9 protein-coding genes are annotated in these 11,540 nt (G+C 26.4%); 1 reads left to right on the forward strand and 8 read right to left on the reverse strand.

What is annotated here, in order from left to right; genetic code table 11:
• Positions 1 to 15: 15 nt before the first annotated feature.
• The 8 genes from TEGL_RS18445 to TEGL_RS18480 form a co-directional block, all read right to left on the reverse strand.
• On the reverse strand, positions 16 to 651 hold the full coding sequence (locus TEGL_RS18445) for a DUF3298 and DUF4163 domain-containing protein (RefSeq protein ID WP_278244923.1): 636 nt from the start codon (positions 649 to 651) through the stop codon (positions 16 to 18).
• Positions 651 to 1,382 carry a hypothetical protein gene (locus TEGL_RS18450; protein WP_018592016.1) on the reverse strand — a complete coding sequence of 244 codons (732 nt, stop codon included), beginning with the start codon at positions 1,380 to 1,382 and terminating at the stop codon, positions 651 to 653. The genes TEGL_RS18445 and TEGL_RS18450 overlap by 1 nt, the downstream gene beginning before the upstream one ends.
• Positions 1,383 to 1,491: 109 nt before the next feature.
• Positions 1,492 to 5,745, reverse strand: a complete 4,254-nt coding sequence (locus TEGL_RS18455; protein WP_018592015.1) for a DUF445 family protein — start codon at positions 5,743 to 5,745, stop codon at positions 1,492 to 1,494.
• A 33-nt stretch (positions 5,746 to 5,778) separates the two neighbouring features.
• Complete coding sequence (locus tag TEGL_RS18460) at positions 5,779 to 6,060, reverse strand: ArsR/SmtB family transcription factor (protein WP_018592014.1); 282 nt, start codon at positions 6,058 to 6,060, stop codon at positions 5,779 to 5,781.
• 184 nt (positions 6,061 to 6,244) lie between these two features.
• On the reverse strand, positions 6,245 to 7,039 hold the full coding sequence (locus tag TEGL_RS18465) for a Cof-type HAD-IIB family hydrolase (RefSeq protein ID WP_018592013.1): 795 nt from the start codon (positions 7,037 to 7,039) through the stop codon (positions 6,245 to 6,247).
• A 198-nt stretch (positions 7,040 to 7,237) separates the two neighbouring features.
• A complete protein-coding gene (pepI, locus tag TEGL_RS18470; RefSeq protein ID WP_018592012.1) occupies positions 7,238 to 8,119 on the reverse strand; it encodes a proline iminopeptidase in 882 nt (293 codons plus the stop codon).
• Between the two features lie 213 nt (positions 8,120 to 8,332).
• A complete protein-coding gene (gene rlmD / locus TEGL_RS18475; RefSeq protein WP_018592011.1) occupies positions 8,333 to 9,685 on the reverse strand; it encodes a 23S rRNA (uracil(1939)-C(5))-methyltransferase RlmD in 1,353 nt (450 codons plus the stop codon).
• Between the two features lie 19 nt (positions 9,686 to 9,704).
• Positions 9,705 to 10,427, reverse strand: a complete 723-nt coding sequence (locus TEGL_RS18480) for a pseudouridine synthase (RefSeq protein WP_018592010.1) — start codon at positions 10,425 to 10,427, stop codon at positions 9,705 to 9,707.
• A 199-nt stretch (positions 10,428 to 10,626) separates the two neighbouring features.
• On the opposite strand from TEGL_RS18480, the gene fba reads away from it, so the two are divergent.
• Positions 10,627 to 11,490, forward strand: coding sequence for a class II fructose-1,6-bisphosphate aldolase (gene fba, locus TEGL_RS18485; protein ID WP_018592009.1), 864 nt, complete (start codon positions 10,627 to 10,629; stop codon positions 11,488 to 11,490).
• Positions 11,491 to 11,540 lie beyond the last annotated feature (50 nt).

Consider the following 11,540-nt stretch of genomic DNA (forward strand, 5'->3'; position numbering starts at 1 on the left):
ATACTGATAGTATTTTTATTTAACCACTTCTAAATATTCTTCTTTGATTTGTTTTTTTATATTGTCTATAATTATTGGGAATTCTGGTATTCCTGCCGCATAAGGTGCTATATCATATAAATCAAAATATATTACTATTTTTCCATCTTCCAAATAAAACTTTTGATTTTCCTTTATTCCATAAAAGTCATAAACCTTATCTAAGTCCTTCTCTTTTTTACCTAATTCTTTAATTTGATTTTTTATTTCTTTGTTTATAATTTCTTTGTAGTCCACGTCTTTTTTGAAAATATCCTTAAGAGTTAAGTTATTTCCACTTCTTAAATCAATATTATATGGCACATATTCATAGTATCCATGAGCCCCACCACTATATTTATAATATTTAATAAGAATACTAATTGCGTTCCCTGTATTCTTTTTAACTTCATAAGATGCGTCAGCAACAAAATTACTTTCATCTAATTCAAAATCCTCTAAAAAGCTTTGTGCTTCTTTAAGAGACTGTTCATAAAAATTCAAAATATCTTCTTTTATTTTTCCATTAACTTTCTCATCTATTTTTGAATTTCCACTATTTATAATAGGTATTTCAAGAGTACTTTTTAAATATTTATTTTGTTTTTTTAATACTTCACTGTTAACAGAAATTAAAAAAAAAAATTATTACATGCTTCTATTTTATTTTTAAATACATCATAAGGTATTTTAAACTCATATTGAATATCCTCTTGACTTTGTTTATATGGATTAAAATAAATATTAATATATCTATCTTCTATATAATAATTTGTATTTTTATCAATATTCAAATTTCCATATAGAGGATGTTTTTCATTTATTACTTTTTGAATAGTTTCAGTTATTACTATGCTGTAGTCGTCATTTCCTTTTAAAAACTCATCTAAATATACTCTATCCCCTGTTTTCAAATTAAAAACATAACTATCTTTTTCTAACTTATAATCTTTTTCTCCCCAAGTTGTACTTTTTTCTATAATTATATTTATTATATTCTCATCTTCAAATACCACACTATAAGTAATATTTATAGCTTTCTTATCACCATATGTATTCATTTTATTTATTTGTCTTTGAACATTAATATACTCTTTTATATTTTTTTTGATATAAGAATTTATACTCTTCTCTACATCCTTATTATCATAATGTATGCTAGGTACCTTAAACTTAATAACTAAGTTTTCATCATTAATTTGTGACTTTTCATCTGTAACTTTTACCACTTTCAATCCCTCTTGAATGTTATTTTGTATTTTTGTCATCATAGATGTAAAATCAATATTTCGTACTAATGATAATAGCATCAATCCTAAAGTTAAAAATATAATTGGTTTTATAAAATTTTTTAAGTCCTTCATTAAAGTTCCTCCTAAATATAATTCCTTATTATATTTAGGAATTTTATAAATTTTATCCATTTATTTTACAAAAAAATACTTATAGACATTAGCCTATAAGTATTTTACCTTACTCTCTAAATAGTTTATATTGAGATTCTACCACTCTTGAATCAATTTTTTTAGTATATATTATATCTATTATAAATAGAACTATTGATAGGTACACATTTATACCAAATATTAAACCAAAACCTCCATAGATATAAAGTTTTATAAAAAAGTCTCCAGCAAAAGATTTAAATAATTCATGAATTTCTTTAGGATGCATTTTATCTACTTCTTCTAAAGTTATACTTTGAAGGTCTAAACTTCTTAATATTGGTATTATATTTTTTTCTATTGTGCTGAATCCTGAATCTATAATGTTATTTGTTATATAAAGTTTAAATTCTTCTGTAATAAAGTTTAATTTATCATCTAATAATAAATCTATAATAGATTCAACAACTACTCTGTTTTTATGATTAAGGTCTTTATCTTCTGTAATTAAATTTAAATTGTCATGAATATCACTGTCTAAAATATCTTTATCTATCACAGAACTTAATTTACTGCTTCTTATTGATGAAATGTAAGTACTTCTACATATTTGTAATACATGATAATTTACAACTTCACTACTATTAATTTTCTCTAAAATATTATCTACAACATATGTTACATCATCCTTATTTAATTCCCATGATATTTCTACCAAGTTAATAGAATAAAAATGTTTAAGAACTTTTTCTTCTAACAATTCTCTTACGAATTCATTAACCGCTTCTTTATTATTATTTAAGTTGTCAATGATATTCTTTGATATCATATTAATTACTTCTTTATATTTATCATAAGTTTCTTTTAAATTATTTACTCCGACTACTTCACTTATATTTTTAACTTTTATTTCACAAATATTATTTATAACTAAATCTGACGCACTATGCATATTATTTTTAAAATCTTCATTTTGTTTCAGTGAAAAAACTAATCTGTCAAGCAATAAACTTGTGTTAATTTCTTTAGATTTTAATCCTAAATCTTTAACTTTACTTGAGTATATCTCTTTTTCAAAATAATTATTTAGGATTGTACACAACTTATCTTTATCTTCTAATATTAAATTCTCTATCTTATTATTTATTACTATATTTACAACATCTTTAACAAGTCCATCACCATCAGCAAAATCATATGCCATTTTAACAAAGAAATTAAGATTTTTTCTTACAGTTTTTATTACTGTTGATGATATTAATTCATCATTAACTTTTATATAACTTATTAATTTTTCACTAGCCATATCTGTAAGATTACATATATTGTTATCTAGTTTTTCTTTAATTTTGCCATCAAATAGCTCTTCAAATTTCTTTTCTTCTTGAAATTCTGTTGCTAAGCAATTTTGCAAATAGCTATTTAATTGATCTTTTAAATTTAAAAGTGTAATATTTATAAACTTATCGCTTTTAACACTATTTTGTATACTTAAAAGAGATTTTTCGCTTATTATATCTTTCATTGACTTATCCATTATATAATTATAAGTTTTTTCATTTCTAAAGATTATATTTTTTATGATATCTTCAAAATAGGAATTTTCCATGTTTTTATTAATATAGTCATTGACTTGTTTTTCTATTTTATTATTAACAGTTGTAATTAATTCTTCTGGTAATACGTCTTGCAAAGATTTATTTGTTTTTAATTTTTCTTCTAAATACCCTATTATTTTATCTTCTCTTTGATTTATTATCTCTATTAAATCATTTGCTTTGTTATTTATAAAATCTATAGATACAAATCTCCCACATTCTATATCTAAAAGTCTGTTTCCTATACTGCTACATATTCTATTATTATTTTTCTTTAATAATTTTAAAATAGCACCATATGTTTTTTTAGCTAAACTATGTTTTTTGTTTCTAACAAAGTCTAGAATAGCCATATAATTGCTGTCTTTTATATTAAATATAATATGCTTCTTAAAATTATCCTTTTGGTACTCAAATGAATTTACTACTCTATTTCCGCTTAATAATTCATTATCAATAAAGTATGCCATACCTGATGCAAAACTATTTTTATGGGATGGTATATATCCTATGGAAAATACTTTAAATAAAGGTATTTTGGAAACAAATTTATTTTTTTCATAAGGACAGAATATCATCCAAAGAGCTATAACATTTGTCATAATACCTACTGCACCCATAAGAAAACATGCCATTATTGTATTAGTAATATTATTATAAAAACCATAAGCTCCATTAATATTGGTCATAGTAATACCAAATATTAACCCTACAATAGTTCCTAGAAAGGCACCAAACATTGATAGTGGTTTTAATTGTTTACCCATAAAGCTTTGAGCTATATTACATATTTCTTCTTCATCAAGTTTTATAAGATTATCATAAATAAGCTTTTTTACTCTCCCATCTACTATGGTTGGTAAATTATTTTTTATATTGTCATATAGTTTATTACTGATTTCTTCTGGTAAATCTTCTTTACTATTTATTTTATTAAGTAAGTTTTTAACTTCATAAGATTTATATTTGTCAGCTTCCTTTTTAGTAAAATCTACCGTCTTTTCAGTTATTAAGTTTATTATTTTTTCCTCATTCTCACTTAATAAATCTTGTATTTTTATACTTTTAATGTAATCACGGATTTCCTTATTGATGATTTTCTTATAATTAATATGATTTTTATTTAAGACATTAACTATTTTATTTGGTAATAGATATGAAAATCCATCAACCTTATCTTTATTAAATAAATTTTTTATTTTGCTATTTAGCAAAGATTCTATCTTATCGTGAACCAAATTAAATATAGCTTTATCTAAATAAGAAATTATTTTAACTTTATTATTCATTATCAAATCATAAAGTTTTGGCTTAATATTTTTATTAAATAATTTATTTAGATCTTGATCTACTAACTTATTTAAAGTTTTTGAAGTTTGTCTTTTTAAGAAAAGCTTAGATAATTCTGTTCCTTCAGTATTCCATTTGTCTAAAATAATATTTATTACTTTTTCTTCATTAATTAAATTATTTTCTTCCAGTAAAACCATTAAATCTTTGATTTTAGTTTCTTCTAAAAACTTAATTATTTTAGAATATAACTTATAAGAGTCTTCTTCACTTATTTTATATTCTTCTAAAAAGTTCACAATTTTGTCTACTACTTGATTTTTAGAAGCAAAGTCCACAAGCATAGAATCCTTCACTTTTGAAATTATTGATTTTCTTGACTCATCATCAATATTCTCTATACTTTCTAATATGGAATCATCTATCATGTTTTCTATTTTGACTTTATTTTCACTTATCCATAATGATAAATAAGGTATAGCTTTTTTAATTAGATCTACTACATACTCACTAGAAATTCTTCCAAAATGAATTGGTAGTATCTCAAATACTGTTAAATCTATATCCTTTGCTGAATCAAATACTTCTTTAACTATATCTCCTAACTTTGCCTTACCCTCTTCAGATTTTATTAGTTCATCTAGTTTTTCATATATGATTAAACTTAGTTTATTAAATTCTTCTTCACTTAAAATATCATCTATGGTTTTAGTTCCTATAGTTTTTTGAAGGTCTTTTAATAAGCTCTTTATATCTATTAATGATAAAGATTTGTCTACCAGTGATTTTGTTTCCTTCTTATTGTCTAATAACTCATCAATAGAGTTCATTATTTCACAGCTAATAATTCTTGTTACTTTTTCTCCACTGTCCTTACTTATTAACTGGCTTAAGTATACTTCACCTTGCTCTTCATATAAATCACTTAATAAATGCTTTAATTCATCATCGGATCCAATATTAGTAATAATTTCTTTATATGTATTATCAACTATATGAGATATTTGTTTTTCACTTAATAGTTTTTCTAATTTTATACTTTCCCCCATATTAGTCATTAATTGAGGTAATACTTCTTTTAAACTACATCTTAAGAACTCTTCTACACTTATTAATGTTTCATTGAAGCCAGGTATTTCTTCTATTTTTTTATTTTCAAAAACTTCATATAAGGATTCTTTGAAAAATTCTTCACCCACATTTTGCATAGCAAGTTTAAAATTTTCTCCTAGAACCTTATCCCTTAAAGTATCTGAATTTATTATATCTCTTTCTACTAAATCACTTATTTCTTCTATAAATTTCTCTTTATTTTTCTTTACTGCTCCACCAATATTCAATGGTGTATATTCTTTAAAGATCATATTAACAGCATATTTATTTGTAATATAACCTGCTACACCACTAGAAAAAGCTTGGAGCAATAGAAACAATCCACTTTCTAATGTAACCATACTTACCACCTATCTGTCTTTTTATTTTTTATATTATCTGACGTAATTATCTTTTAGCATTTGTAATATGATTTGAACTTTCTTATCTTTCACAAAATAAGTTATATTTAGACCATCCTTATTACTATCTAATAGCTCATGAGCTTTTAATATAGATAAATGTTGAGATAGTCCTGATTGAGTTATATTACCTAACTTTTTATTTAATTCTCCTACTGTCATTGGCTTTTCTAGTAAGTAATATAAAATCAGTAATCTATTTTCGTTAGCTAACACTTTTAATTGTCTTGCTAATCTTTTTGTTTTTTCTTCCACTATTAGGCTTCCTCTCTACTTATGTATGTTTATTATAGTATTCCCATTATTAAAATTAAGTATATTAGCAATAACTAATATACTTAATTTTAATAATTATGTCAATATTTTACATACCATTATAATTTCTTACAATTAAAAAACTATAAGATTTACTCTTATAGTTTTTTAAGTTCTACTGAATTTAAAATTCAAAGTATTCTTTTATAGCATGCACTACTCCATCATCATCATTTGATTTAGCACTATAGTTACATATTTCTTTTAGTTTTGGGTGGGCATTATCCATGGCATAACTATATTTACAACTTTGCATCATTTCATAGTCATTTAAATAATCACCAAAAGCCATTGTTTCATCATAAGAAATATTATAATTTTCTTGAATAATCTTTATGGCTTCGCCTTTATTTACTCCTGGATTCATTAAATCTACCCAATTATGTCCTGATAAACAAACCATTAAATTTGTATTATACTTTTCCAGTAATTTAAATGCATTATTTTCTGCATCAGCTTCATCAAAAACAGCTAGTTTGCATATTTTGTCCTTATCTAACACATCCATTAAATCTTCTACCATTTCAAGCTTTGCGTAGTACATTCTTGCATTTTCTAAAAATACTTCATTATCATTTTCCACATATGCAGATTCAACACCACACAAAATAGGATACATGCCTTCCCCTTGTCTCGCATCCTTCAAAGCTTTTTTAACTTCTTCTGTGTTTATTTCATCTACATAAATAGATTTTCCATTATCATATACAATAGATCCATTATCACTAATATAAACAAGGTCTTCTTTTATGTCTTCAAACTTTTCAAGTAAATTATAATATTGTCTCCCACTAGCAATAGCAAATTTAATCTCTTTTTCTTTTAATTTTTTTACTAAATCAAATAAATACGGTGATAAGTTCTTATTACTATCTAGCAATGTACCATCCATATCTGCTGCAATTAATTTCACTGTCATATTCTATTCTCCCTCTAAAATTTTTCTGTTATTATATCATTAAATTTTTTCATATATTTCTTAATCTAATATTTTTATAAATAAATTGATTAATCGAATATAAAAAAGAGATTAAATAAATATTAATTAATCTCTTTTCTTCTAAGTATATAATCTTTAAATAGCTCTCACTAATATTCTTTCTATTAAATTTAACTATTAATCGTTAGCATTTAACCATTCATTTAAAACTTCCACATATCTTTCATGTTCTTCCACAAAAGGCATATGTCTTGAATATTGGAATAATTCCCATTTACTATTAGGAATTTTATCATACATAGTTTTCGCAATATATGGTGAGCATAAATCTATTGCTCCACTAGTTATTAAACAAGGTTCTTCTATTTCATGTAATCTATCTGTAAACTCATATCCAGCTAGTGTTCCTGATGGAGAGAACTCATTATGTCCCCATCCTACAACATATGCTTCAGTTCCTGATTTTTTAGGTCTTCTTAAGCACTCTGGATCATTGTCAGTTACTTCACCTGCACAGTACATTTTCATAAATTTATCTAATGCATCACTATATTCTTTGCTAGAGTAATCTCCAATATTTACTGCATCAAGTAAAGCTTTTTGATCAGCTTCGTTCATATATGATATTCTTCTCTTTTGCTCTGTCTCCCAAAGACTTGCAGAAGAAAGAGTAGATGAAAGAATATATGACTTAATTCCTTTTGGTTTATATTCAAGTGCATACCAGATAGCCTGCATCCCACCCCAAGATTGTCCTAATAAATGAATTTCATCAAGTCCTAAGTGTTCTCTTAATGCCATAAGCTCTTCTATCCAAGTATCAGCATTGAATAATTCTGGATGACCTTCAACAAATGAATTACCACAACCTATTTGATCATACATTATTACTTGTCTACCACTTTCAGCTACTTGGTCTAGTACTTCAAAATAGTTGTGCGTAGAACCTGGTCCTCCATGAAGTAGCACTAACGGTGCCTTACCCTCAGTTGCTTCTCCTACTACACGATAATAAGTTTTAAAGCCTTTAAAAGGCATGTATCCTTCAGTTATTTTCATGTTTAATTCCCCCCCATTTGTCATTAGAAACAAGTATTAGTTCCTAGGTAATACTGTTAAAACTTTAGCAGTCACATTTAGTATAACATGAAAGCAAAAGGTTTTCACTACTATACGGTCATGAAAATTTTATGCATATATATAATTTTATTTTTGTAGACTAGTATATAGAAAGAGAGAACTAAGCATCATGTTACTTAGTTCTCTCTTTTATTATTTTTTTAATTTTACTACCGTTTCACAGTGTGGTGTATTTGGGAACATGTCCATACACTTAATCTTTTCTACTTTATATCCATAAGCTTCAAATCCTTTTATATCTAAAACTAAAGTCTTAGGGTTACATGAAATATATACTATTTCATTCGCTCCAAATCCACTTATATCTCTTATGGCATCTTTATGAACTCCTGGTCTTGGTGGGTCAACTATTATTAAATCTGGTTTTTCAGATAGATTCTTAACTACTTTAGCCACATCTCCTGCTATAAATTCGCAGTTATCAAGTCCATTTAATTTAGTATTTTCATTAGCTGCAACAACAGCTTCTTCTATTATTTCTATACCATAAACTTGTTTCGCAGCACTTGCCATAACTTGTCCTATAGTTCCTGTTCCACTATATAAATCAAATAATACTTTTCCTTCATGATTTCCCACGAATTCTCTAGCTATGCTATATAATTTTTCAGCACCTTTAGTATTTGTTTGGAAGAATGAGAATGGAGATATTTTAAATCTAAGCCCTAAGATTACCTCTTCTATATAGTCTCTTCCATGTAAAACTCTTAATTCATCACAGTTAACCGCATCAGCAAGTCCATCATTTATAGTGTGTAGTATACTTACTACTTCTGACTTTGTTCCAAGATTTAATATCATATCTTTATACTCAGTCATATCAAAATCTACTTGAGTAGTAGTAACAATGTTAACCATTAATTCATTAGTATTAACACCTTTTCTTACTACTAAGTTTCTTAAAAATCCTTGGTGAGAATTTATTCTATAATAAGGAAGATTCTTTTCTCCAAAATACTTAACTGTAGAAGTTAGTACTTTTATAAAGTCTTCATCTACTAGTCTACAATCATCAACTGTTATAATATCTAAATGTCTTCCTTTTTTGTGCATTCCTAAAGTAAGAGGTCCACCTTTTACTTCATCTCCAAAAGTATACTCCATTTTATTTCTATATAATCTTTCAACTGGACTTCCTTCTATTCCTAAAAATTCAAATCCGTCTATTTCTTGTTCTTCAAATAATTTTAGAACTTGTTCTCCTTTTATTTCTAATTGCTTTTCATAAGGTACTGATAATATGGAACAACCGCCACATGCACCAAAATGTTTACATACTTCTTCAGTTTCTATTGGAGAATTTTTTACTACTTCAAGTAGTTTTACTTCAGCTTTTTCACTTCTTGCCTTTTTAACAACAGCTTTTACCTTTTGACCAGTAACTCCGCCCTTCATTTTTACTTTTCTTTTTCCTATTAAAGTTGAAGACTCGCCTCCAAATTCCATAGAACCTACTTCAAATTCAATTATGTCTTTTCTCTTCACTATAATTTCCTCCGCTCTTTTATCTTTCTTCTATCAGTTTAACTTCTTCATCAGTTAATTCTCTATATTCACCTAGATCTAATGTTTCATCTAGTTTTAATTTGCCCATAGACAATCTTTTCAAGTATACTACTTTTTTGCTCACACTCTCAAACATTCTTTTTACTTGGTGGAATTTACCTTCATGTATAGTGAGTTCTATTTCAGATGTTTCTCCACTTTCTAGAATTTTAAGTTGAGAAGGCATAGTTTCATATCCATCATCTAATGTTACACCCTTTTCAAAAGCCTTTACATCTTCCTCCGTTACTATACCTTCAATTTTTGCATAATACGTTTTAGGTACATGCTTTTTAGGTGATAATACTCTATGAGCCAATTGGCCATCATTAGTTAAAACTAAAAGTCCCTCTGTATCCTTGTCCAATCTTCCCACAGGAAAAGGTTCAAATGTCAAATAAGATGCATCTATTAAATCTAAAACTATTGGATCTCTCTTATCAAAAGTTGCTGATAAATATCCATCTGGTTTGTTCATCATTATATAAACAAATTCTCTATATCTTACTACTTCATTATTAAATTCTATTTTATCATCATCAGTATCAACTTGTGTTCCGGGATTTGATATTACTTTATCATTTACTTTAACTAATCCTTTTTTACAATAAACTTTTATTTCTGCTCTACTTCCATATCCTAAGTTAGAAAGAATTTTATCTATTCTTAATTTTTTTGCCATTTTATTTACCTCCTTAAGAAGTATTTTTATATAAATCATTTATTTCCATATTAAAATAACATAATCACTATTATATATTATAATTTAAATTTTTGCTTATTATAATTTAGTCTATACTCTTTTTTATTTTAGTTATATAATATATTTGATGGGTAGGTTTTATAAATTTTAAACTTAATTAAAATTTGGAGGTTTAAATATGTTAGTTTCTGCAAGAGAAATGCTAGTTAAAGCTAGAGAAGGAAAATACGCAGTAGGTCAATTCAATATAAATAACTTAGAATGGACAAAAGCAATATTATTAACTGCGCAAGAAAATAATTCACCAGTTATTTTAGGAGTATCTGAAGGTGCTGGAAAATACATGGGTGGATACGATACAATAGTTGGAATGGTAAATGGTTTAATAAAAGGATTAAACATAACAGTTCCAGTGGCTCTACACTTAGACCATGGTTCTTATGAAGGAGCTAAACAAACTATAGAAGCAGGATTCTCTTCTGTAATGTTCGATGGTTCTCATTATCCATTTGAGGAAAACGTAGCGAAGACTAAAGAATTAGTTGAAATAGCTCATTCAAAAGGTATATCTGTAGAAGCTGAAGTAGGTTCTATAGGTGGAGAAGAAGACGGTGTTGTTGGAGCTGGTGAAGTCGCTGATCCACAAGAATGTAAAGCTATATCTGAATTAGGAATAGATTTCCTTGCTGCTGGTATAGGAAATATCCATGGTAAATATCCTGAAAACTGGACTGGATTAAACTTCGAAGTTTTAGGAAAAATAAACCAAGCTACAGGTTCTATGCCTTTAGTATTACACGGCGGAAGTGGAATACCAGAAGAAATGATAAAAGAAGCTATATCTTTAGGTGTTGCTAAAATAAATGTTAATACTGAGTGTCAAGTTGTATTTGCTGAAGCTACTCGTAAATATATAGAAGAAGGAAAAGATTTACAAGGTAAAGGATTTGATCCTCGTAAATTATTAGCTCCAGGCGTTGATGCAATAAAAGCATGCGTTAAAGAAAAAATGGAACTATTCGGTTCTGTAAACCAAGCATAATTTTAATAGTTTAATTTAAAATTCCTCAAAGATAGATGTGATTTTTATTA

Origin of the sequence: Terrisporobacter glycolicus ATCC 14880 = DSM 1288 (assembly GCF_036812735.1) — a bacterium.
Taxonomy (GTDB): domain Bacteria; phylum Bacillota; class Clostridia; order Peptostreptococcales; family Peptostreptococcaceae; genus Terrisporobacter; species Terrisporobacter glycolicus.